The organism is Colwellia sp. E150_009, assembly GCF_053543955.1.
This window is the reverse complement of sequence record NZ_JBHFOM010000023.1, coordinates 1-24542: the sequence shown is the minus strand read 5'-3', so window position 1 is coordinate 24542 and position 24542 is coordinate 1. Positions and strand designations below refer to the sequence as shown.

Annotated in this window: 20 protein-coding genes and 3 tRNA genes; 20 read left to right on the top strand and 3 right to left on the bottom strand. The window is 36.4% G+C overall.

The window, feature by feature from the left end:
• Nucleotides 1-62: 62 nt before the first annotated feature.
• The 15 genes from ACE1OF_RS11440 (at nt 63) to ACE1OF_RS11370 (ending at nt 12715) form a co-directional block, all read left to right on the top strand.
• Nucleotides 63-569 carry a YcxB family protein gene (locus tag ACE1OF_RS11440; protein WP_448894584.1) on the top strand — a complete coding sequence of 169 codons (507 nt, stop codon included), beginning with the start codon at nt 63-65 and terminating at the stop codon, nt 567-569.
• 136 nt (nt 570-705) lie between these two features.
• On the top strand, nt 706-1968 hold the full coding sequence (locus ACE1OF_RS11435) for a lipoprotein-releasing ABC transporter permease subunit (RefSeq protein ID WP_448894583.1): 1263 nt from the start codon (nt 706-708) through the stop codon (nt 1966-1968).
• Complete coding sequence (gene lolD, locus ACE1OF_RS11430) at nt 1961-2674, top strand: lipoprotein-releasing ABC transporter ATP-binding protein LolD (RefSeq protein WP_448894582.1); 714 nt, start codon at nt 1961-1963, stop codon at nt 2672-2674. The genes ACE1OF_RS11435 and lolD overlap by 8 nt, the downstream gene beginning before the upstream one ends.
• Before the next feature lie 4 nt (nt 2675-2678).
• Entirely contained in the window at nt 2679-4022 is a 1344-nt protein-coding gene (locus tag ACE1OF_RS11425; RefSeq protein ID WP_448894581.1) for a lipoprotein-releasing ABC transporter permease subunit, read from the top strand.
• Between the two features lie 705 nt (nt 4023-4727).
• Nucleotides 4728-5165, top strand: a complete 438-nt coding sequence (gene ybgC / locus ACE1OF_RS11420) for a tol-pal system-associated acyl-CoA thioesterase (protein ID WP_448894579.1) — start codon at nt 4728-4730, stop codon at nt 5163-5165.
• Nucleotides 5155-5838 carry a protein TolQ gene (gene tolQ / locus ACE1OF_RS11415; protein WP_448894578.1) on the top strand — a complete coding sequence of 228 codons (684 nt, stop codon included), beginning with the start codon at nt 5155-5157 and terminating at the stop codon, nt 5836-5838. Before ybgC ends, tolQ begins: the two co-directional genes overlap by 11 nt.
• 15 nt (nt 5839-5853) lie before the next feature.
• Nucleotides 5854-6279, top strand: a complete 426-nt coding sequence (tolR, locus tag ACE1OF_RS11410) for a protein TolR (protein ID WP_448894577.1) — start codon at nt 5854-5856, stop codon at nt 6277-6279.
• Nucleotide 6280: 1 nt separating this feature from the next.
• Entirely contained in the window at nt 6281-7213 is a 933-nt protein-coding gene (gene tolA / locus ACE1OF_RS11405; RefSeq protein WP_448894576.1) for a cell envelope integrity protein TolA, read from the top strand.
• Between the two features lie 86 nt (nt 7214-7299).
• Entirely contained in the window at nt 7300-8643 is a 1344-nt protein-coding gene (tolB, locus tag ACE1OF_RS11400) for a Tol-Pal system beta propeller repeat protein TolB (protein WP_448894575.1), read from the top strand.
• Nucleotides 8644-8750: 107 nt separating this feature from the next.
• Entirely contained in the window at nt 8751-9299 is a 549-nt protein-coding gene (gene pal / locus ACE1OF_RS11395) for a peptidoglycan-associated lipoprotein Pal (RefSeq protein ID WP_448894574.1), read from the top strand.
• Between the two features lie 73 nt (nt 9300-9372).
• Nucleotides 9373-10167: a tol-pal system protein YbgF gene (gene ybgF / locus ACE1OF_RS11390; protein ID WP_448894573.1), complete on the top strand. Its 795-nt coding sequence runs from the start codon at nt 9373-9375 to the stop codon at nt 10165-10167.
• A 164-nt stretch (nt 10168-10331) separates the two neighbouring features.
• Nucleotides 10332-10407, top strand: a tRNA-Lys gene (locus ACE1OF_RS11385).
• Nucleotides 10408-10811: 404 nt separating this feature from the next.
• Nucleotides 10812-10887 (top strand) — tRNA-Lys (locus ACE1OF_RS11380).
• A 295-nt stretch (nt 10888-11182) separates the two neighbouring features.
• Nucleotides 11183-11258 (top strand) — tRNA-Lys (locus ACE1OF_RS11375).
• Between the two features lie 230 nt (nt 11259-11488).
• The gene (locus ACE1OF_RS11370) at nt 11489-12715 is read left to right on the top strand and encodes a DEAD/DEAH box helicase (RefSeq protein ID WP_448894572.1); all 1227 of its coding nucleotides are present in this window, start codon (nt 11489-11491) and stop codon (nt 12713-12715) included.
• Nucleotides 12716-12796: 81 nt separating this feature from the next.
• Here ACE1OF_RS11370 and srmB read toward each other — a convergent pair whose 3' ends face one another.
• Both srmB and fldB read right to left on the bottom strand, forming a co-directional pair.
• Nucleotides 12797-14044 (bottom strand): ATP-dependent RNA helicase SrmB, encoded by a 1248-nt coding sequence (gene srmB / locus ACE1OF_RS11365; RefSeq protein WP_448894570.1) that lies wholly within the window; start codon nt 14042-14044, stop codon nt 12797-12799.
• A gap of 110 nt (nt 14045-14154) precedes the next feature.
• Nucleotides 14155-14670, bottom strand: coding sequence for a flavodoxin FldB (gene fldB / locus ACE1OF_RS11360; RefSeq protein ID WP_448894569.1), 516 nt, complete (start codon nt 14668-14670; stop codon nt 14155-14157).
• A gap of 175 nt (nt 14671-14845) precedes the next feature.
• Here fldB and ACE1OF_RS11355 point away from each other — a divergent pair, with 175 nt between their 5' ends.
• From ACE1OF_RS11355 to lysS, 5 genes are all read left to right on the top strand, one after another.
• Entirely contained in the window at nt 14846-15637 is a 792-nt protein-coding gene (locus tag ACE1OF_RS11355; protein WP_448894568.1) for a thioredoxin fold domain-containing protein, read from the top strand.
• 26 nt (nt 15638-15663) lie between these two features.
• Nucleotides 15664-17421 carry a single-stranded-DNA-specific exonuclease RecJ gene (gene recJ, locus ACE1OF_RS11350; protein WP_448894567.1) on the top strand — a complete coding sequence of 586 codons (1758 nt, stop codon included), beginning with the start codon at nt 15664-15666 and terminating at the stop codon, nt 17419-17421.
• A 26-nt stretch (nt 17422-17447) separates the two neighbouring features.
• A complete protein-coding gene (locus ACE1OF_RS11345) occupies nt 17448-18170 on the top strand; it encodes an ABC transporter permease (protein WP_448894565.1) in 723 nt (240 codons plus the stop codon).
• 126 nt (nt 18171-18296) lie between these two features.
• Nucleotides 18297-19395, top strand: a protein-coding gene (gene prfB / locus ACE1OF_RS11340) for a peptide chain release factor 2 (RefSeq protein ID WP_448894564.1) whose coding sequence is annotated in 2 segments (ribosomal slippage) — nt 18297-18371 and nt 18373-19395 — 1098 coding nt in all. Because the reading frame shifts where the segments join, the coding sequence is not laid out codon by codon here.
• A 50-nt stretch (nt 19396-19445) separates the two neighbouring features.
• Nucleotides 19446-21014, top strand: a complete 1569-nt coding sequence (lysS, locus tag ACE1OF_RS11335) for a lysine--tRNA ligase (RefSeq protein ID WP_448894563.1) — start codon at nt 19446-19448, stop codon at nt 21012-21014.
• 88 nt (nt 21015-21102) lie between these two features.
• Here lysS and ACE1OF_RS11330 read toward each other — a convergent pair whose 3' ends face one another.
• Nucleotides 21103-24111 (bottom strand): ligand-binding sensor domain-containing protein, encoded by a 3009-nt coding sequence (locus ACE1OF_RS11330; protein WP_448894562.1) that lies wholly within the window; start codon nt 24109-24111, stop codon nt 21103-21105.
• Between the last annotated feature and the right edge of the window lie 431 nt (nt 24112-24542).

Below are 24542 nucleotides of genomic sequence, written 5' to 3'. Positions count from 1 at the left end.
AATTACTTTACTTAGATATTTCTGATAAAATAAATTTTTCCATTATTTATTACTACCTCTTAATGAATTCACCTATTTCTTTTACTAGTAAATTTACTTTAGATAAAGCCCATTTTAATGAGTGCTTTAGTGAGTCTACCACTCAAGAGCCTTCATTAAATGTTTTTTTTAAATCAGGCGTTTTAATGGTGTTTGGATTAATTATTTTGTTATTTACCCCCGTAAATGCTTATGCTGGTTGGTTTGTTGTTGCATTAGGAATATTAGAGGCTTTAAGTATTTATTATAAACAGCCTTGGTGGGTGTTACGTCAAACGTTAAGTAAAGCGTCAGGTAGCGAAGTAACACTAACAATTGACGAACAAGGAGTATTAAGTGATTCTTTTTATAATAAAGGCCGAATATTATGGCAAGATGTAACATTAATTCAAGAAACTGACTTGGGTTATGTTTTGCATTTTACAATTGGGAAGAGTACAAACAAAAACTATTTATCAAAATCATACTTATCAAACGATGCTCAAGCTTATATTAAAGCGCAAATGACTGCTTCATTATTAGCAAAGTAATTTGTATATACGTAGGTTGGTTATGTTTAGTTACATAACTTTTATTCTTTTCATATCAAGTCATTCGTTAAAAATAATAGGCTGTGATATGCTTAGTTATCTTTTTTATCATCTTACTTTTAGTAACAATAATTAAATGTTTCAACCTGTTAGCCTATTTATTGGTTTACGTTATAGCCGCAGTAAAAAACGCACTGGCTTTATCTCATTTATTACTTTTTTTTCAACCGTTGGTATTATGCTTGGCGTTGCCTCGTTAATTACGGTTGTTGCGGTAATGAACGGATTTGAAGGTGAATTAAAGAAGCGTATTTTAGGTATTGTGCCCCATGTGATTGTTTCGCAAACGTTAGATAATACACAAAAAGGAAATTTTACCGCATGGCCTCTTTTAAGAAAGCAATTACTGCAACAAAATCATGTAGAGCAAGTAACGCCATTTTTAAGTAGTGAAGCACTCATTCAATCGCCTGAAAATTTACAAGGGGTTTTATTACAGGGAATTGTACCTGAGTATGAGCAGTCAAATATTATTAGTCAAAATATAATCCATGGCACTTTAAATAGCCTATCAGAGCAACCCTATAGCATTGTAATAGGCCAAGCGTTAGCGAGAAAATTAAATGTGTCTTTACACGATAGCATTCGTATTGTGTTACCCAATAAAACTGTATTTACTCCACTAGGAAGAATGCCTGTTCAACGTAAATTTGTTATTCGAGGTGTTTTTGATGTGGGTTCACAAGTTGATGCTACAATGGTTTATGTGCACAGCAAGTATGGTGCAAAGTTATTACGCCGTAAGGGCGATGGAATTGATCAATTACGGCTTTATTTGGATGATGCTTTTAATGCAAAACAAGTTGTGCAAGCGTTAAGCCTTGATAGCCATTTCACACCTTCAATTGACAAACTCACTATAACTACATGGTATGACACGCAAGGCGCGTTATTTTCAGCTGTTAATATGGAAAAGAAAATGATGTGGTTAATGCTGAGTTTAATTGTAGCGGTAGCTGCATTCAACATTGTTTCGGCTCTTGTTATGGTTGTTATTGAAAAACAAGGTGAAATAGGCATACTGCAAACGTTAGGCTTGTCAAGAATAGGCATAGTTAAAATATTTATTACTCAGGGCATGGTGAATGGTTTGTGGGGCGTAACGTTAGGGAGTTTTTTTGGGGTGCTAATTGCCTTAAATCTTAATGAAATATTGTCAATATTAGGGATAAATATTTTAGGTGGAGGCACCACAGTGCAAGCACTTCCTGTGCAGCTGGAAGAAAGTCATGTGTTAGTGATTATTTTATCCGCATTAGCTATGAGTTTTGTGGCAACTTTATATCCAGCATTTCAAGCATCGAAAACTCAACCAGCAGAGGTTTTACGTAATGAGTAGTGTTTTGCATTGTAAGCAATTATCAAAGTCTTACCAGCAAGGGGAAATTGAAACTCATGTTTTAGATGGATTAGACCTTACCGTTGAAAAGGGCGAATTACTCGCTATTGTGGGAAGCTCAGGGTGTGGTAAAAGTACTTTTTTACATCTTGCTGGTGCCTTAGATTTACCTACTTCAGGTGAGGTGTTTATTAATGGCGTTAATATTTTAACGTTATCAGACAAAGAGAGGGCAGTATTTCGAAACCAACATATTGGTTTTATTTATCAATTTCATCATTTGATGATGGAATTTACCGCCCTTGAAAATGTCGCTATGCCTTTGTTAATAAGAGGAGATAAGCCTAAAGAAGCAACCGCAGCGGCTTTAAAAATATTAACAGAAGTAGGGTTAGCTCATCGCATTAACCATAGACCAAGTGAATTGTCTGGTGGTGAACGCCAAAGAACTGCTATTGCTAGAGCGTTAGTGACCGAGCCAGCGTTAATTTTAGCAGACGAACCCACTGGCAATTTAGACAGCGACACTGCTGAGCAAATATACCAATTAATCCGTAGTTTAAATCAACGTGTTCAAACAAGTTTTGTTGTGGTTACTCATGACATTACGTTGGCAATGAGAATGGACAAACAATTAAAATTGGGTCATGGTAAGTTAACGGTGTTTGTAGAACCCAGCAGTGTGAGTAACCCAACTGGGCAATAAATCTATGGTAACTCACTCAAACAAAAAAACTCAATCATCCGTATTTAAACCGTTAAGTGTTTTTTTAGCGTTGCGTTATGTTAGAAGCCGAAATGGGAATGGGTTTTCTTCATTTATTTCGGCTTCTTCTACTGTTGGGATTGCATTAGGTACTATGGTGTTAATTATCGCACTAAGTACCATGAATGGCTTTGAACGCGAATTGGAAAAAAAGCTGTTATCTATTGTACCTCATGCAGAGTTGATTTCTGTTCAAACGCCTATTTCTAATTGGCCCGAAAATGTAAAACAGGTTGAAAATAACCCTGAAGTTATTGCTGCTGCACCAGTAATTATTTTAACTGGAATGATGCAACATAAAACGCAATTAAAAGGATTAGAAATTAGAGGCGTTGATGTCAAATTAGAAACATCAGTATCAGATATTGAACGTTATATTGTCGCGGGAAGTTGGCAAGCGATGTCTCGTCAAAATAATCATAAAAACTCAGCTTTTACGAGTATTGAAAATGGCATTGTTATTGGTGCAGGGGTAGCAAAAACTTTGTCAGTGAAGGTAGGGGATAAGGTGCAACTTCTTTTAGCATCAACAAACACTGCTTCTGCAAGTGAAAGCACGGCACAACAAGGTGTATTTTCTGCGCCACTAACCCGACAAGTTGAAATTGTAGGTATTTTTAAATTTGGTGGCACAGTTGATGACACGCTAGCTTATATTTCATTGGCTCAAGCCGCTGAAATAAAAGGTTATCAAGCTAACGAGGCACAAGGTATTCGTTTAAAGTTAGCGAATGTTTTTTTTGCACCAAGTACAGCGAGCGCTATCGCTTATAACTTTAATCATTATGTATATATTATGGACTGGACACGTACGCAAGGACACTTATTTAATGATATACAAATGGTTCGCATGGTAATGTTTATTGTTTTAGTATTAGTTATTGCTGTTGCGAGTTTTAATATAGTTTCAACCTTGATTATGGCCGTAAATGAGAAAAAAGGTGATATTGCTATTCTCAAAACGATGGGGGCTAGCAACAAACTGATTATGTTAACCTTCATGTATCAGGGGTTGGTTAATGGTGTTTTAGGTACTTTTGTTGGTGGTGTTTGTGGTGTATTGCTTGCACTGAACCTTGCAGATACAGTTGCTTTTTTTGAACAATTATTGTCGTTAAAAGTCTTGTCGGCTGATGTTTATTTTATTGATCATATTCCAAGTGAATTATCAATGCCTGACGTTTATATTACCATTGTCATGGCTATTTTTATGTCGTTTTTAGCAACTATTTATCCTGCTTGGCGAGCAACAAAGGTAGAACCTGCACAAGTGTTAGGTCAACAATAAACGTAGATTGATCTATTAACTTTTTATTCAATGCGTTACATAAATCAGCGACACAAGCTCATATATAGTACTTCATTGATAGTTCTTTATTAAAATTTGAGCAAAAAAAAGCCCACAATAATTTTTGTGGGCCAACTTAAATATCAAGTTGATAGAAGGAAGTCTTTTTTCAAAGAGGAGTTTCCATGAAACATGTCAGAGAGAATAGATAATCAACTTAGTGATATAAAAAATATATCTCAAATAATATCGATTCAAACATTTTCTGAACAACAATGCCTCTTTGGGGAAGAAAAAACATCGTTGTAATAACTCACAGAGCTAAATCAGAAAACAAATGTAGTTTAGACAAAGTTAATCAAAGTGACAAACTAAAAAAAATACTCTTTGACATTAGAAAAACTAATGTGAATTATTGGTGGTCTAATGAGTTTGCTTTTGTGTCTGTAGTGTCTGTTTTGTAGCGGTTTTCTTTTTTATTTGAGTATTAATTAATTATTACATTTTAATTAATTTTTTATTAAGGTATTAGTTATTTTGTTTTAATTGTTGTTAAAATCTGCTTGATGTTTATTTTTAAGTTAAATACGAATTTGTTTTTTTCGTACAAAATGTAATTATTCATTAACTTCACCTTGTTTGTCGGTTATGTTATCTATTATTATAGATTCACTTAAGAACATTGCCGTAGAAACCTAGTTGTAAATGCAAAAATCAGTGTCAAATATGAGCCAAAACTTTTCTTTAAGGGTCTATTACGAAGACACTGATGCAGGTGGAATTGTTTATTATGCCAACTATTTAAAGTTTTTTGAGCGTGCTCGTACCGAGTGGCTTAGAGAATTAGGGATTAATCAAGCAAGTTTTTTAGAACAAAACATCGGTTTTGTGGTCAGAAAGGTTGAAATGGATAATATTGCTTCGGCAAAGTTAGATGATTTACTTAATGTAAACTCGACCATAACATCGCTAAAACGCGCCAGTTTGGTTTTTCATCAACAAGTAACTAACCAAGCAAAACAAGTAATTTGTACGGCAACAGTGCGTGTTGCTTGTGTTAATTTTCAAAGTCATAACGGCCAAACAGTTAAGCCAGTGGCTATTCCAGAATCTATATTAGGAGCGTTAAAACGTGTCTGCTGAATTTTCAATTTTTGAACTTGTATTACAAGCCAGTTTGTTGGTTAAATTTGTTATGTTGGTATTGTTGGGATTTTCTGTCGCTTGTTGGGCGATGATTTTTCAACGACGCCAAGCGTTAAATTTGGCTAAACAACAATTAAAAGCCTTTGAAGACAAGTTTTGGAGTGGGGCGGATTTAAGTAAGCTTTACAATGAAATATCAGCGAAAAATCAAGTTCAAGGTATTGAGAGTTTATTTATTGCAGGTTTTAAAGAATTTGCTCGTTTACGCAAGAGCCATATAGACAACCCCACCCTGATAGTTGACGGTACTCATCGTGCTATGCGCGTTGCACTATCGCGCGAAGTTGATAATTTAGAAACGCATTTGCCTTTTATGGCAACGGTAGGTTCTATTAGTCCGTATATAGGTTTATTTGGTACGGTATGGGGTATTATGAATTCATTCATTGGTTTAGGCTCTGTGCAGCAAGCCACGTTGTCTATGGTGGCGCCAGGTATTGCAGAAGCGCTTATTGCTACAGCTATGGGGTTATTTGCGGCAATCCCTGCTGTAATGGCGTTTAACCGTTTTAGCCATAAAGTAGAAAAACTTGAAAATAGTTATGGTAATTTTATGGAAGAGTTTGCCAGCATTTTACAACGCCAAACGGCTGTTGGTCAGCAAGGGTAAATAAGGGCGCAATTTATGTATCAAAGAGTTAGACGTCGAAAAGTCGCTGAAATCAATGTTGTACCTTATATTGACGTGATGTTGGTGCTATTAATTATTTTTATGGTAACAGCGCCTTTAATAACACAAGGTGTAAAGGTCGACTTACCACAAGCAGAAGCCGAGCCGTTAGACAAAGATACTAAACCACCGCTGGTTGCTTCGGTAGATGCCCAAGGAAGGTATTATATTACCTTGGGAGCTAACGACAAAGAGCCCTTGTCTGCAGAAGAAGTCGCAACGCTAGTAAAAGCTCATCTAGAAGTAAACCCTGACACACCCGTTGTTGTTAACGGTGATGGTGCAGTTTCATATGATGCTGTTATTCAATTAATGGTATTACTACAGACAGTTGCTGGAGTGCCTTCTGTGGGGTTGATGACAGATTCGGTGGAGAATTAATGTGACACAAAAGTATGACCGTGCCACCTTTATTAAGGCTATTTGGTTAAGTGTTTTTTTACATATTGCAATGCTCGCTATTCTCTTTATAGGGGATTTTAGCACCGAGACAAAACCAATAAAAAACACCTCTGTTGCGCAAGAAGTTAAACCAATAGAAGCAACCGTTGTTGATGGCGCTAAACTACAGAAAGCGATTGATAAAATAAAGAAACAAAAAGCTGATGATAAAGCGGCGGAAAAACGTCGTTTAGCAGCAATTGAAAAGCGCGCAAATGATGCAAAAAAACGCAGGGCTAAAGAAGAAGCTCGCATCAAAAAATTAGAGCAACAACGCAAAGTAAAAGAGCAAGAGAAAAAGCGTGCCGACAAAGCAGCAAAAGAAGCGAATGCTAAAGCGGCGAATGCTGAAAAAGTAAGGAAACAGAAAGAACAAGAGAAGAAAAAGGCCGAAGATGCCGCCGCACAAGCTCGTTCAAAAAGATTAGCCGCAGAAAATGCAGCCAAAAAAGCAGATGAGCTGAGAAAAAAACAAGAAGCAGAGCGCAAACGAAAAGCAAAAGAAGCTGCTGAAAAAGCCGCACAAGAGAAAATACTAGCAGAGCAAATGGCTGCTGAAATGGCATCGCGTAATAAAGCACGCCAACAGCAAATGATGTCTGAAATTCAGCGTTATGCTGCGTTAATTACCAGTGTGATTGATCAAAATATGATAAATGATCGCTCTACTATGGAAGGAAAGTCTTGTAAATTGATGATAAGTCTTGCACCATCAGGATTTGTTACTCAGGTAAGAAATATTAGTGGCGATGCAGTAGTGTGCGAAGCTGCTAAAAGGGCAGTTTATAAAGCGGGTACTTTACCTGTTTCAAAAGATCCTGAAATATTTAAAGAAATGCGTAATATTAGTGTTACTGTGGTACCTGAATTTTAACGTTACGTAAAGTAAATGTATCGGAATACATCTATCTAAAAAGTATCACATTTTTAAAATAAAAGAATTGGATTAAATAGAACAATATGAAAATTAAATTACTACTCGGAATTTTTATTACATTACTTTCTACCTCCGCTATGGCGACCCTTGAAATTGTTATTACTGGCGGTGTTGATACCGCTCGACCTATCGCTGTTGCACCATTTCAGTGGAAAGGGGCAGGTGCTCTTCCTGAGCAAGTATCAAAAGTAATTAGTGATGACTTGCTTCGTAGTGGTAAATTTAATCCTATAAGTCAACAGGATTTTCCTCAATTACTTACTTCAACAACAAATATTGACTATAGCGCTTGGGCAGGTATAGGGGTTGAGGCGATTGTTATCGGAACCATTGAAGAAACAACGATCGGCCAATATAGAATTAGTTATCAACTAGTAGATGTTATTCGTGGTCAGATAACAGGCGGACAAACATCTATGTTAAGTAATGGTGAATTGGTGCAAACCCAAGACCACATTCTAGTTCAAAGTAGCGCACAAGTTGGTAGTGACCAATTCCGTCGTTATGCCCATACTATTAGTAATGGGGTTTATGAAGCGTTAACCGGAAGTAAAGGGGCTTTTTTAACTCAAATAGCCTATGTGATTGTACGAGATGAGGGGAGTTTTCCTTATCAATTAGCTTTTGCTGATTATGATGGTTTTAATGAACAAGTGTTGTTAAGTTCTAATGAACCGCTAATGTCTCCAACTTGGCACCCTAACGGTGAACAATTGGCGTATGTTTCTTTTGAAAACCGTCAAGCACAAATTCATACGATGAATATTTATACAGGCCAACGCCAATTAATTAGTTCATTTAATGGTATTAATAGCGCACCACGTTTTTCTCCAGATGGTACTAAAATAGCGATGGTTTTATCAAAAGATGGTAACCCCGATCTTTATGTAATGACCTTAGCAACCAAGAAATTACGTCGTATAACCCGCAATAGAGCAATAGATACTGAGCCAAGTTGGGCTCCAGATGGAAAATCTTTAATATTTAGTTCAGAACGGGGTGGTAAACCGCAACTATATCGCGTAAATTTAGTCGACGGTAATGTTAGACGTTTAACCTTTAACGGTGAAATGAATTTAGGTGGCTCTATTAGCCCTGATGGTAAGCAGTTAATCATGGTAAATAGAACACGTGGTCAGTATCGTTTAGCAAAACAAGAATTAGACTCAGGTCTATTTCAAGTGTTAACTAAAACTCGTTTAGATGAATCACCCAGTGTCTCACCTGATGGTGGTATGATAATTTATAGTACTTTGCATAATAATAGGCAGGTTCTAGGGTTAGTTTCTGTAGATGGTCGCTTTAAAGCGCGATTACCTGCACTTGATGGACAAGTTAAAGCACCTGCTTGGTCTCCATTTTTGTAAATAAAGGTTTGTAAACGAATTTTTGTAAATGATAGTATTAAACAGGTAAGCTAGTTTCACTACAAAAAATTGCCAAATAACACTTTTTGAAAAATAAGGAAAATAATATGCGCTTAAATAAAACACTTAAAAATGTAGCTATTGCTCTACCTCTATTAGCACTTGCGGCTTGTAGTTCTAATGATGCGTCTGATGAACAAGCAAGCGTTAGTACAAATACTGAAGTTGCACAACAAGAAGCGGCGGCTGCTGAAGAAGCTGTAAGAGTTCAAGCTGCTAAGCGTGCTGCTGAAATTAAAGAGCAAGAACGTCAAGCATTAGATAAATTACGCTCAGAGCATATTATCTATTTTGGATTTGATGTTTCAAATATTAATGATGAATTCTCAAGTATATTAAATGCTCATGCAGAATTTTTGAATGCAAACACTAATGTAAAAGTAGTAATTGAAGGTCATGCTGATGAACGTGGTACGCCTGAATATAACATTGCATTGGGTGAACGTCGTGCAAAATCAGTTGCTACATACTTAGAAAATATGGGTGTATCTGCTAGCCAATTATCAGTGGTAAGTTACGGTGAAGAAAAACCAATGGTGAAAGATCGCAGTGAAGACGCTTTCTCAAAAAATCGTCGTGCCGTACTTGTCTATTAATAAGCACTGATTATTGCTAATATTTGTATAGAATTATACATAAAAATTATAGATAAATAATATCGGAAAGAAAATGAAACTAACCCTTTCTAATCGAGCCGTTTTATTTGGCCTTGTTCTGACTGCTAGCACCTTTAATGTGTTAGCAGCTCAAGCGCCAGTAATAGACGTTAGCTCAACACCTCTTGCTAGTCAAAGTTCGGGTTCATTAACTGAACAGTTAGCTAATGTGGAACGAAAGCTTGATTCTCGTAACAGAGCACAAGTGAATATTCAGCGACAGCTTGATGATTTACAAACTCAAGTGAACGAATTACGCGGTGTTACTGAGTTGCATACACATCAACTATCACAAGTGCTTGACAGGCAAAGAGAGCTCTATCAAGAGCTTGATAGACGTGTAAGCGAAGCTTTAAAACCTACAACGCAAATGCCAAGTACAATTGCTGTTAATTCTGCACCTGTATCGAAAGAATATAGTGATGATTTAACAGAAAATGAAGCTTACGATAAAGCACTTAATTTAGTGCTAAAAGATAAGCTTTATGAGCAAGCAATTCCTGAATTTCGTAGTTTCAATAAAGCTTATCCTCAATCAACTTATGCGCCTAACTCGCATTATTGGTTAGGGCAACTATTGTTTAATAAAGGTGAATTAAAGGAAGCAGAACAAGAGTTTTTAATTGTGCTGCAGAAATTTAAAGATTCAAGTAAAAGACCTGATGCTTTATTAAAATTAGCGATGGTTGCACAACAACAGAAAAATACCAATAAAGCAGTACAATTATATCGTCAATTATTAAATGAATACCCAGATTCAACTTCAGCACAATTAGCAAAACCGCGTTTACAAAAATTAACGCAATAAATTATTGCTGTGTTTAATGTTTATATTGGTGACAAAACTAGCGCTTTGCTTTGTTTTTAAACAAACAAGTCGTAATAGGTAAAAAAAACGAAATTTATTGTTGCACTAAATTTTTATATCAGTATCATATGCGGCGCGTCAAGGCACCAACCTTCTCGCAATGTCGGCCGTTAGCTCAGTTGGTAGAGCAGTTGGCTTTTAACCAATTTGTCGAAGGTTCAAATCCTTCACGGCCGACCACTTTTTTTGCATTATATTGGATAAGCTGTGTTAGCAAAAAGCCAAGGCTTTTAACCATTTAATCCAAATGGTCGAAGATTAAAATTCTTCATAGCAGACCACTTGTTTTGCATTATATTGGATAAACTGTGTTAGTAAAAAGCCAAGGCTTTTAACCATTTAATCCAAATGGTCGAAGATTAAAATTCTTCATAACAGACCACTTATTTTGCGTTATGTTGAATAAACTGTGTTAGTAAAAGCTAAGGCTTTTAGCTCGTTGATTCAAATTTGTCGAAGATTTCGATTATTTATTGTCATTTAACTTTTTAAGTTTCGATATTCTAATCAAGAATTTCGTCATGAATACACTCCGCTACAGAGTCTAAAAGGTAGATTGGAATCTATTCAATTAAAAAATATGTCGGCCGTTAGCTCAGTTGGTAGAGCAGTTGGCTTTTAACCAATTTGTCGAAGGTTCAAATCCTTCACGGCCGACCACTTATTTTGCGTTATGTTGAATTAACTGTGCTAGTAAAAGGCTAAGGCTTTTAACCACTTAATCCAACTGGTCGAAGATTAAAACTCTTCATAGCAGACCACTTATTTTGCGTTATGTTGAATTAACTGTGTTAGTAAAAGGCTAAGGCTTTTAACCACTTAATCCAACTGGTCGAAGATTAAAACTCTTCATAGCAGACCACTTATTTATATTTTATTTAAGTGATTCACAAAGAACACGCTCCGCTACAGAGTTTAAAGGGTAGATTGAAGTCTTTTCAATTAAAAAATATGTCGGCCGTTAGCTCAGTTGGTAGAGCAGTTGGCTTTTAACCAATTTGTCGAAGGTTCAAATCCTTCACGGCCGACCACTTATTTTTATCATGCCGTCCTTTTTTATCATACCCCCTTTAATTTATCTGCGAAGATATTGATAAAGTAATAGGGGCGGAAATCCATCAGGGCTAGAGGCATCTAATGATACCTCAGCTAAAAGCCGAATATATGGCTGCAATGCGCTTTATTTCAACGATTTAAATTGTCTTGCAATCGGAGAAGGTCCATATATGGTATAAGTTCATTTGCAAAAGCTGAAGTTAATATGAAATTTTCCAATCTCCCACTTGCTGAACAGTTACAAAAAAATCTTAAGGCGCTTAACTATACTCAAGCAACAGACATTCAACAAAGTGCTATACCTGCTATATTGGCGGGTAGGGATGTTATGGCTAGAGCCAAAACGGGGACAGGTAAAACCGCTGCTTTTGCGCTTCCTATTCTACATCAATTGATTGCTACTGACCGAAAGGTCAGTACACTTTCTGTGTTAGTGCTTGCTCCAACAAGAGAGCTTGTGCAACAGATACATTCAAGCTTTATTCTTTATGGTAATGATACAGGCATTCAAACAGTTGCTGCTTTTGGTGGGGTTAGTATTAAGCCTCAAATTAGTCGTATTGCTGAAGGAGCTGATATTATTATTGCTACACCTGGTCGTTTACTCGATTTATTATCAAATCAACATTTAAGCTTGCAAGATTTATCTGTAGTTGTCTTTGATGAGGCAGATCGTATACTCGATCTGGGTTTTAAAGATGAAATTGATCAAATCACTCAACAAGCCCCCACAAATAGACAAACGTTGTTATTTTCAGCAACGTTTGATGATTATATCTATAAACTTAGTAAATCCTTATTAAATAATCCACAAGTCATTACTATTGATGAGAAAACAGAAGTGGCTGACGCTGTTGAACAGTTAATTTACACTGTTGATGCAGATAGAAAGCGTGAGTTACTTTCCTATTTAATTGGTTCTAAAAACTGGCAACAGGTACTTATTTTTACCCGAACTAAAAGTACCGCTGATGAGCTTGCTAAAGAGATGACTAAGGATGGTATTAAGGCACAATCTTTACACGGAGATAAGTCGCAGGGAGCAAGGGATAAAGTATTATTAGATTTTAAACAAGGCAAAATTAGAGCATTAGTTGCTACAGACGTTGCTGCACGTGGTATTGATATTATTGATTTGGTTTATGTTGTAAATTATGAATTACCTTATGTGGCGGAAGACTATGTTCATCGTATTGGTAGAACAGGAAGGGCGGGTAAAAGTGGTTTTGCACTTTCATTAGTGTCACCAGGTGAAGAGTGGTTATTGACCGCTATTGAAAAAGTGATTGATACTCGTTTATTACAACAATGGTTACCAGGGTATGAACCTGATTTGACTAAGGTAAATAGTACTAAAAGACCAGAAAATAAGAAAAAGGCTAGAAATAAAGCACTAAATAAATCGGCAGGTAAAGGAAGAAGAAAACGATAGAATCTAAAACATTTGCAATAAATGTTTTTGGCTTAGCTTATGGTAGGATCTTGATTGAAAAATTAAGATCCTACCTTTGAATTATTTTTTTATTTTTTTTGCTTTTTTCTTAGCTTGTTTTTTGGCTTTAGCCTTTTTTTGTGCCGTAGTCAGTTTTAGTTTTGCTTTTTTATTGGCAACTTTCGCTTCTTTATTTTTAGGTCTAAGCTCTTCAATAATTCTTCGTTGAAGGCGCTCATCTTGATAACGCTCAATTTTGCCAATAATGGCCATATCATGAGCTTCTACTAACGATATTGCGGTTCCTTTGGAGCCTGCTCGTCCAGTACGTCCAATACGGTGAATATAAATATCAACTTTTCGAGGCATATCAAAATTGATGACATGAGTGATATCATCAATGTCTAAACCACGAGCTGCAACGTCTGTGGCTACCAGTACCTTGATTTCACCATTTTTAAACCGCTCAATGGCTTTATTTCGTTTGTCTTGTGGCATTTTTCCTTCAAGCCAAACACAAGGCAATTCTTCAGCATAAAGTTTGCCTGAAAGGTATTGCACTGTTTCCCGTTTGTTGGCAAATACTACGGTTCTATCAACGCCAGCTTGTTTTAATGTGTTAATCAATAGGTTTAATTTATGCGGTGCGCTATCAGCGAGGTGTATCCACTGGTGTATTTTAGCTTTTTCTTTACGTGAAGGCGTTGATTCTAAAAATTCAGGTTCAGTCAATACTTCTTTAGCAAAGCGAATAACACCAGCACCTTCCAATGTTGCAGAGAAAAGCATGGTTTGTTTACGCCAGCGAGCTTCCCCGACAATACGGTTAATTGTTTCACTAAACCCCATATCTAACATGCGATCAGCTTCATCAAGAACCAGTATTTCTATTTCGCGTGCATCAAATTGTTCATTTTCAATGTACTCTAATAAACGTCCTGGCGTAGCAACCAAAATATCAGTAGTGCTAGTTAATATGTCATTGTGACTACCGTAATTAACACCACCAGTAATGACACCTGTTTTTATTTTAGTTAATTTTGTAAGATGCTCACTGTCTTCACCTATTTGAATCGCTAATTCGCGTGTTGGTGTTAAGATGAGAATACGAGGAAACCCTGGCTTTGTTCGAGGGTAGTCTAGCAGGTGTTGAGCAATGGGTAACAAAAAAGCAGCTGTTTTTCCTGTGCCTGTTGGTGCAGAGGCAAGTATATCTTTTCCCACCATTGCTTTAGGAATAACTAACTCTTGGATAGAGGTCGGTTTTTTGTAACCAAGTGTTTTAACATTGGCTAATAATTCAGAGTCGAGATCAAATTGCTCAAACATAAGGGGGAGTTCACTAATTTTAGGTGGATATAACTAGAGCTGCATTATAGTAGTTTTCGTGTTGGCTGTAACTAATTTATCTTGTGGATAGAGTCAGCTATCGTATGTGCCTATAAATCACTATATTCTTCTAATATTTGTTCACACCATTGGCTGATTCTGTCGTCACTCAGTTCGTATTGATTATCTTCATCAAGCGACAATCCAACAAAGTGACTATTGTCGGGGGTTACTCCTTTTGAAGCATTGAACTCATAGCCTTTGTTTGGCCAATAGCCTATGAGTTGTGCGCCTTGTGCAATAACTTGTTCGTGTAACATACCTAATGCGTCTTGAAACCATTCGGTATAGCCTATTTGATCACCCATACCATATAAAGCAATAACTTTGTTATTTAAATCAAGATCATTGATATCTAACCAAATGGATTCCCAGTCTTCTTGAAGTTCACCGTAATCCCAAGTGGAAATGCCAAAAATAATAAAATCGTAATCCAGGCACTTATTTAACGGGGTATCTTTAATATTATATAATTCAACGAAATCAGCCCCTATAGTCTCTTGAATTTTTTCAGCTGCTATTTCAGTGTAGCAAGTACTTGAGCCATAGAATAAGCCTATTCGCATGTTAGTTCGCCTAAAAAAGTGTTAATAAAAGTAAATAGCCATGATTTTAACAAAAGCATTTAGTACAATTCAATTTATTGTTGCAAAGTTATCACATCGTCTGTAATTTCGCTTGTCAAATAACGGTCTGTATTATTCATGTTACTCTTGAGTGAAAAAATTTAGGAAATTAAGTATGTTTAAAAAAATTATCATTGTTGGTGTTATAGCGCTTTCAGCTACGGGTGTATTTTTCTCAATGAATGAGGAGGCCGTGGCAAATAGTGCGACAACGTCACAAGAGGCAGATATAGCTCCTACTCAACTCAATGTAGAATTATTAAAAGAGAAAATAAAAGCAAAATTGGGTTTAACAGTACGAAAAGTTGAAGCGACTCCTGTGCCAGGTATTGCCCTTTTAATCACTAATCAAGGATTATTTTATTCTAGTTATAATGGTGATTATTTTATTCAAGGCAAAGTATATAGTTTAGTGTCTGAGGTAACCGATTTAGCAGAACAAAGCCTATCTAACATACGTCTTGAAGGCTTAGAAACATTTAAAGATGATATGATTGAATTCAAGGCAAAAGATGAAAAATATGTGGTGACGGCTTTTACTGATATTACTTGTGGTTATTGCCGTAAAATGCATAAACAAATGGATGATTATAATAGCCGAGGTATTACGTTTCGTTATTTAGCTTACCCTCGTTCAGGTATAAAAGATCAAACAGGTAATTTGAGTCAAGGTTTTAAGGATTTACGTTCAGTATGGTGTAGTGAAGATCCCGCTGCGGCGATGACTAATGCAAAAAATAGCCGAAATGTTGCCTATCGTGTTTGTGATAAACCAATTGAAGGTCAGTTTAATTTTGGTCGTCAGGTAGGCGTTAATGGCACGCCCGCTTTAGTGTTGTCTAATGGCATGATGGTACCAGGTTATCAGCCACCAGAGCAATTAGAGCAGTTGTTGAAAAGTTTATAACCTTAGTTAACTTAAAGCATACTTTAATGAAAAGCATAGTTCGCCGTGAACAAATCAACGATACGCATTTACCTAATGATTTAGATCCAATAATAAAACAAGTTTATGCTTGTAGAGGGGTAATGTCGGCACAACAACTTGATCTTAGCGTTGCTAATCTACAAGGGGTAAGTGTTGCAAATGACAATGAGCAATCACTAAAAGGGTTAGATGATGCGTGTGCGTTGCTATACCAAGCACTAGTCAATAAAACTAATATTGTTATCGTGGGCGATTTTGATGCTGATGGGGCAACCAGCACGGCTTTGATGATGGTTGCGTTAAATTTAATGGGCAGTACAAACCATTCATTCTTAGTGCCTAATCGCTTTGAGTATGGCTATGGTTTAACTCCTGAAATAGTTGATATTGCTGCTAGTCAAGGTGCGGAAATGCTAGTAACCGTTGATAATGGCATTAGTTGTGTTGCTGGTGTAAATCATGCCAAATCACTTGGATTACAAGTGATTGTTACCGATCACCACTTACCTGGTCATGAACTACCTAATGCTGATGCTATTGTTAACCCAAACCAAGAAGGTTGTCCATTCCCCAGTAAATCGCTTGCAGGTGTTGGTGTTGCTTTTTATGTGATGCTTGCCTTGCGAAGTTATCTTAGAAAACATGGTTATTTTACAAGTCAACACATTAGCGAACCTAATATTGCTCAGTTACTCGATTTGGTTGCTTTAGGTACTGTTGCCGATGTGGTGTCACTTGATAGTAATAATCGTATTTTAGTCGAACAAGGATTAAAACGAATTCGTGCGGGTCAAACACGCCCAGGTATTCAGGCATTAATAGAAGTTGCTAATAAAAACCAACAAAAACTGGTCGCGTCTGATTTTGGCTTTGCCTTAGGGCCAAGAATCAATGCTGCAGGCAGATTAGACGATATGTCGTATGGTATTAACTGTTTGCTCGCGCCTGACTTAGCTAGCGCAAGGTTTATTGCCCGTGATTTAGATGCTTTAAATAAGGCTCGACGTGAAATAGAACAGGGGATGCAACATGAAGCTGAGCAGATACTTAAGTTCTTGAATTTTGATGAAGATAATTTACCCAATGCCATTTCGCTTTATCAACAAGATTGGCATCAAGGAGTGATAGGGATTGTTGCAGGGCGTTTAAAAGAAAAATATCATCGACCTTGTATTGTTTTCGCTAAAGCTAGTGATACTGACGACAATAGTGAAGTAAAGGGATCTGCGCGCTCTATTTCAGGATTACATATCCGTGATTTATTAGAGCATATTGATAGTCAGCATCCTAACCTAATAATAAAATTTGGCGGTCATGCTATGGCTGCGGGATTATCAATTAAAGAAGGTAACTTTGAACAATTTCAATCAGTATTCAATAAGCTAGCTGGCATCTGGCTGAAAGAAGAAGATTTACAAAGCATTATTTTATCTGATGGCGAATTAGATGCTAAATATTTAACCTTATCTTTTGCTGAGCAGCTAAGCGCTGCAGGCCCTTGGGGACAAAACTTTCCTGAACCAATATTTGACGGTGTGTTTACCTTAGTTCAACAACGCATTGTTGGTGAAAAGCACCTTAAGTTAGTGGTAGAAAAACACGGTGAAGTCTTTGATGGCATTGCCTTCAATGTCGATATTCAATCATGGCCAAATGAACATGCTAAACAAATTCATATAGCTTATCGCCTAGATGTTAATGAATTTCGTGGCAAACGAACAGTGCAATTGATGGTTGAAAATATCACTGCTGTACCGTCATAAACGGTATAAAGTAGGGAGAGCAATAAATGACAAAATCATTGGCAATAATTGAATTACCTCAGCTAGCGTTAGCATTTATTCCAGTATTTGCTGTTTTGTTAATTCAATTTAAATGGCGTTTACCACAAAGAAAAACATTTTCAGCATTAGCTCGAATGTTGATTCAGTTATTATTAGTAGGTTTTTTTCTTGGTTATCTCTTTAAATCAAGTAGTGCTCCGTTAGTATTGGTTTTATTGGTTATAATGGTGTTTTTTTCAAGTTGGATAGCATTAGGGAATATTGAAACGCCTAAAAGATTGCTCTTTCAAAAAGCCATTTTTGCTATTGGGCTAAGCGGTAGCTTTACGTTGATAATTATTACTCAGGGTGTATTACAATTGTCTCCTTGGTGGCATGCACAAACATTGATACCGTTAGCGGGAATGGTATTTGCGAGCAGCATGAATAGTGTTAGCTTATCAGGTGAACGATTCTATTGTGAAATTGCTAATAAAGCCAACTACAATCAGGCGAGGAACATAGCATTTCAAGCCTCAATGATCCCCAATGTTAATGCGCTTTTAGCGGTAGGAATAGTGTCTTTACCTGGCATGATGACAGGACAAATCCTCTCAGGGGTATCACCTCTAATTGCTGCAAGGTATCAGATCATGGTGATGTGTATGATCTTTGCTTCAGCAGGTATCTCGTCGGCTTATTTTCTCTATTTACTAAAACCGATAACTAGCACTCAAATTAAGCTTTAAAACCTGGCTCTTAGTCGTTTATTTACCTAGTTTTTTAGGCTATAATGCGCGACTATTTTTCTACAGTTTAACGCTAGTTAATATTGTTTTTGAAAACTTCTATAGAGAGAATATATTCGAAGGCTTATGTTTGAAGTTAACCCAATAATAAATAAATTAAAAGAAATTCGTGAACGTGCCGATTTACTTCGGGGGTATCTTTGACTACGACGTTAAAGCGGAGCGTTTAGTTGAAGTTTCTAGAGAATTAGAATTACCCGATATATGGAATGAACCAGAGCGAGCGCAAGCGTTAGGTAAAGAGCGCAGTAGTCTTGAAGAAGTTGTTAATACCATTGTTGAATTAGAAACTGGTTGTGACGATATAGAAGGTTTGGTTGAACTTGCCCTTGAAGAAGAAGATCAAGAAACCTTTGATGATGCTAAAAACGAAGCTGATGCATTAGATGCTGTATTAGAAAAGCTTGAGTTTCGTCGGATGTTTAGTGGCGACCAAGATGCTAATAATTGTTATCTTGATATTCAATCTGGCTCAGGTGGTACAGAAGCGCAAGATTGGGCAGAAATGCTCATGCGCATGTATTTACGCTGGGGGGAAGCACATGGTTTTAAAACTGAAGCGATTGAAGTAACTGATGGCGATGTAGCTGGCATTAAAGGTTGCACTATTAAATATACCGGCGAGTATGCCTATGGCTGGTTACGTACTGAAACGGGTGTTCACCGATTAGTTAGAAAATCACCATTTGATTCAAGTGGTCGTCGTCATACGTCTTTTGCTTCAGCATTTATTTATCCAGAAATAGATGACAATATTGAAATTGACATAAACCCTGCTGATTTGCGAGTTGATACGTTCCGCGCTTCAGGGGCTGGTGGTCAGCATGTTAATAAAACTGATTCTGCTATTCGTTTAACGCATATTCCTTCGGGGGCAGTTGTTGCTTGTCAAGCGGACAGGTCGCAACATAAAAACCGTGCAACTGCGATGAAATTGTTAAAAGCAAAATTGTATGAAATGGAGATTCAAAAGCAAAATGAAGGGAAACAAGAACTTGAAGATGGTAAATCTGATATAGGGTGGGGTAGTCAAATTCGCTCTTACGTTTTAGATGACAGCCGCATCAAAGATTTAAGAACAGGTGTTGAAAACCGCAATACCCAAGCTGTTTTAGATGGTGATCTAGATAAGTTTTTAGAAGCCAGTTTGAAGTCTGGTTTGTAGTAAGAAAATACAGATTAAGATTAATTTACATATACGTAATGAGAAATATAATGACTGACAAAGCAAAAAATAACCAAGCTCTAGCTCAAGATGAAAACAAATTAATTGCTGAGCGTCGTACAAAATTAGAGAAAATCCGTTCTAATTGTAACGCCAATGGTTTTCCAAACGATTTCAACCGTGAACATTTAGCTGCTGATATTCAAGCTGAACATGGTGAAAAAACTAAAGAAGAACTTGAATCATTACAACTCACTTATGCAATTGCTGGCCGAGTGATGGCTAAGCGTGGTCCGTTCTTGGTTTTGCAAGATATGTCTGGACGCATTCAAGCATATGCTGAAAAAACAGTGCAAAAAGAAATCAGAGAGAAATCGGGTAGCTTAGATATTGGGGATATTGTTGGTGTTAAAGGTATTTTACATAAATCAGGTAAAGGTGATCTTTACGTAAATATGGACAATTACCAGTTATTAACAAAATCATTACGCCCGTTGCCTGAAAAGTTTCATGGATTGTCTGATCAAGAAATGAAATATCGTCAGCGATATGTTGATTTGATCATTAATGAAGATACACGAAACACTTTTAAAATGCGTTCTAAAATTATTGATGGAATACGCAGCTTCCTAGTCTCTCGTGACTTTATGGAAGTTGAAACACCTATGTTGCAAGTAATCCCTGGTGGCGCAACGGCTAAGCCTTTTCAAACGTACCATAATGCCCTTGATATCGATATGTATTTAAGAATAGCGCCAGAGCTTTACTTAAAACGTTTAGTTGTAGGTGGCTTTGAGCGTGTATTTGAAATAAATCGTAATTTCCGTAACGAAGGTTTATCAACACGCCATAATCCAGAATTTACTATGATTGAATTTTATCAAGCCTATGCAGATTATAATGATTTGATGAACTTGACCGAAGAAATGTTACGCACTATAGCCCAAGATGTTCTGGGTACCTCTATGGTTCGAAATACAGTTAAAAACTCTGATGGTGAAGTAGTAGAAGAAAAATTCTATGATTTTGGTAGTTCATTCCAGCGTTTATCTATGGTTGACGCTATTATTAAATATGCAGAAGAAAGACACCAAATAAATGAAGCGGCACTGCGTGACCCTGAAAATAACTTTGATGCGATTAAAGCGATGGCAAAAACCGTTGGAGTTAAAGAGGGCGATGCTGCTAAAGTTTGGGGGCCAGGTAAATATATTTGTGAAATCTTTGAAGAAGTTGCAGAGCATTTATTAGAACAACCTACGTTTATTACAGAATATCCTTGGGAAGTTTCACCATTGGCTCGTCGCAATGATGTAAACCCATTTATTACGGATCGCTTTGAATTTTTCGTAGGTGGTCGTGAGTTAGCAAATGGTTTCTCGGAGTTAAATGATGCTGAAGATCAAGCTGCACGATTCAAAAAACAAGTGGAAGAAAAAGATGCAGGCGATGATGAAGCGATGCACTTTGATGATGACTATATTCGTGCTCTAGAATATGGTTTACCACCAACCGCAGGTGAAGGTATTGGTATAGATAGATTAGTAATGTTGTTTAGTGATTCACCGACTATTAAAGACGTTATCTTATTTCCGCATATGCGTCCAGAAGTAGAGTAATATTCACTTTTAATGTTTAAACATGTTCAAACAAGTGTGAGTATTGTAAATATTCAATACTCACATTTTTAATTTTTTATATTGAAAATTACATATCATCTTCTTTTGATCCAGTATCGTCTCTTGATTTTGCTCGGATAACTTGGCTAATTCGATTGTCTACTTTTTTGTTGTTCTCGTCATCCCTATTCTGGTATATCCTTACTTGGTTACGTCCATTGTTTTTGGCAAAGTATAGTGCTTGATCGGCACGGCTTATCATTTTGTCATATTCTGTTACGTCACTATTGTCAGTTAATCCTATGCTGATAGTTATATTAAGATCCTCAATTATATTTGAAAAATCATAATTTTTAACGGTGACTCTAATAAGCTCACAAAAATCATATGCTTTATTTTCATCGGTGTTCATTAATATTGTAAACTCTTCACCTCCCCAACGCGCTAACTTGGTTTGACAAGTGTTCTCTTGAATTAGCTTAAGTAAAATATTGGCAATCGCTTTAATAACTTGATCACCAATAAGGTGTGAATATTCATCATTAACTTTTTTAAAATGGTCTATGTCGAGAATAATGATAGTTAATGGCTGGTTATTTATTTTAGCTTTAGCAAAATCATCATTACACCAAGCATCAAAAGCCCTGCGGTTAAATAAGCCTGTTAGTTGATCATGGTTAGCTTGATAAGAAAATAACTCAGCTTGTTTTTGTAATTCAATAGTTTGTTGAGCAACTAAGTCTTTTAACTTCACTTGGCTTTGCTCAATATTTACCATTCGATACCGGTAAACTGTATATAAAATCAAACATAAACTAATCAGAATAAACAGTTTAAAAAAGTTTGTTTGCCAATAAAAAGGCGTGATAACAAAATTGATACTAGCAATATTTTCCTGCCATTGCCCATTAGGGTATTTTGCTCGCATATTAAAAGTATAGTGACCAGGGGCTAAATTAGTAAACTCTGTGAAAGTTTGATTGTTTTTGTTTTGCCAATCCTGATCAAAACCAATTAACTGAGTTTGGTATTCAATGTGTTTCGCCATTAAGTAGCCCAAACCTGCATAATGAATGGTAATGCGAGACGCACCTTCAGGTAGTGTGGCCGTTGATGAAATAGTATAAAGCTTACCATCAACATTGAGTTGTTCTATTGCGACTGGAATTATTGTTTCAGCCAAGTGCTGTAATCTGTCATGATTAACATGACTAACGCCTTTTGCTGTAGCAATCCAAACGCTACCATCATCATGTAGCGTAGCAGCAGGTGTAGACCCCCCATTTGCTTGAGAACTTAATAAGCCAACGCCTTCAGCAAATAACCGATAGTCAATGTGATCGCTTGTGCCTTGAATAATATTATTGATTTCTTCTCTTGCAATACTGATTATCCCTCGGTTGCTGGTTAGCCAGAAGGTGTTGTTATTATCTACAACTATTTGAAATATTTTGTCGACAGGCAGTCCATTTTCTTTGTTTATGGCATTCATTTCGTTTGTGGTTAGATTAATTTGAATTAAACCTCTGTCAGTGGCCATCCATAGTATGTTGTGCTCAATGTAGAAACCAAAAGCATACTCTGCATCAAATTTTTCATTAAGACGGTATGTTTGTATCGTACCCTGATTATAAGATGCAATACCATCGCCTGTCCCAATCCATATTTTCCCATAATCATCTTCAATAAGTGCCATGATAAAACTAGCAGGTAAACCACTTTGTTTGCTATATACTTCTATACTTTTATCAGGAGATATTTTGACTAATCCTGACGCCGTGCCAAGCCAAAGGCGCTTAGAAGAATCAACTAAAATAGTTCTAATTTCATTACTTGGCAAACCGTTTTCGGTTGACATAATTTTATGCAGTTTATTGTCAGTAACAATATATAATCCTTGATTGTAGGTTCCTACCAACACTTGCTTTTCAGGTGTTTCAGCTAAACTTAAGACAGAAATTTGCTCATTTTCATGGGTGAGACTAATGGTGCTAATTATGCCATTTTTAATTTGGTTTAAGCCTTTACTACTGCCAATCCATAAGCTGCCATCTGAATGCGATAAAACACTGCGAATATAGTCATCAACTAATCCTTGTTTAGTGGTTAAAGTTATAAACGGGGCTTCTCTTAAACGGAATAAACCACTGTTTGTACCCACCCAAATACTTTGTTCAAAATCTTGATATAAAGCAGAAATTTTATTGTTAGGTAAACCACTTTTATCATCTAGTTGCTCTATTTTATTTTTTTTTGTATTAAGTCTGAAGATTCCATGGTTATCTGTACCTAGCCAAATATTTAAAGCATTGTCTTGTAATAAACTGCTAATTCTTTCGTTTGAAAGCTGTGGATGTAAAGGTTGGAAAAAATTATCAATTAATATATATGCTCCTTGTTGTGTACCGACAATAAGTTTATTTTCTTGGGTTAGTAAAAGTGCTTGGACAGGTACATTAGGGAGACCATAAGTTTCATCAAAGTGGTGTACTAGGGTTTTATTTTTAACAGAATATAAACCTTTATTTGTTGCAACCCAAATAGTCTTTTCGTTATCTTGCACTATTTTATAGGCTCTAATATTGTTGATAATAATAGTGCTTTGCTGACTTTTTACGTTTCGATAAAGCAACCCTTTACCTTCTAAAGCTAACCAAAGGTTGTTGTCGTGATCGTAGATAGCATGATTGATCATTGTTGAAGCAGGAGCTTTGGCTGACCATTGATTATTGCTGCGTTCTGATAACCCCCCGCGAGCTCCAGCCACTAAAAGATCACCTGACAGTGTTGAAGTTAAACTCTTTATTGCAGAATCGGGCAAACCAGCTTCAGATCCTCGGGTAAATATTTTGAAGTCTCTTCCATTAAAACGAGCTAATCCTTCCCATGTGCCAATCCAAAGGTAGCCATCATGAGTCTGCGATATGGTATTAATACCATTGTGGGGTAACCCATCGTGTGTGCTCCATGTTTGAGTGAAGTAGTCAGAGACAGGTAATGATTCATCATTAGTCGAGAAATGGTTTGAGAGCACTGAAAAACAGGGAAGAGAAAAATAAAAAACTAAAAACTTATGTAAGATTGATGAATATTTCAAGGTTGAGGATTCCTCAGCGTAACCTGTTTAGTTTATATTTTAGCAATGTTAAGGGAATTATGGGGGATTTTTTATTAATTAAGTGGATAAAATTGTTATTAATTAACTGTTTTATTTATTACTGTAAATATTAAACTGTAATCATATTGAAACACTCGGCTTTTGATAATAAAAATATATTCTTCTAAAAACTATTTTTTTTATTAAGTTTTAAGTAGATTATGCAACCATGTAAGTAAAAGTAGTAGATAAAAAGTAAAGATCGAAAAAAACAATACCAATTTGATTAAATTTCTTCCCAACTCAGAGCTTTATTAGCGAGCTTAGAACAAGGAAAATTGATTAAACATAGTTACTCTATATTTCTTCAATTTTGTGATGTTATCAGTTTGCTAATGAGCTCCCAAAGGGCGAGTTTAAAAGGCTTATAT